The organism is Homoserinimonas sp. OAct 916 (genome assembly GCF_003260275.1).
Classification (GTDB): Bacteria; Actinomycetota; Actinomycetes; order Actinomycetales; family Microbacteriaceae; genus OACT-916.
The window spans coordinates 1-329 of the sequence record NZ_QJHB01000082.1 but is presented as its reverse complement, the minus strand read 5'-3'; the positions used below and the strand labels follow the sequence as shown (position 1 = coordinate 329).

At 69.6% G+C, this 329-nt stretch carries 1 protein-coding gene; it reads left to right on the top strand.

Annotated elements, in window-relative coordinates:
* On the top strand, positions 1–329 hold a 329-nt coding region (locus DL891_RS16795; protein WP_157962606.1), incomplete at both ends, for an alpha/beta fold hydrolase.

Sequence of the window (329 nt, the reverse complement as noted above, 5' to 3'; positions counted from 1 at the left end):
GCCAGCTTCGTGCCGCTGGCGCCGCACCTGTCGGCGTTGCAGCTGGTTGCCATCGATCTGCCCGGCCACGGTCACAGCGCACACCTGCCGGCGGGTGCCAGCTACACCACGGCCGCCGCGATCTGCCACGTACTCGATGTCGCCGACGCGCTGGGCTGGGACCGATTCAGCCTGCTCGGCCATTCAATGGGTGCCGGCATTGCCAGCCTTACCGCCTCGGTCAGCGACCGTGTTGATCGGCTGGTGGCGATCGAAGCACTCGGCGGCCTGCGCGGGCCCGAGGAAGAAACGGCGCATCGCCTGCGCGAGCATGTGAACGCCACGCGGGC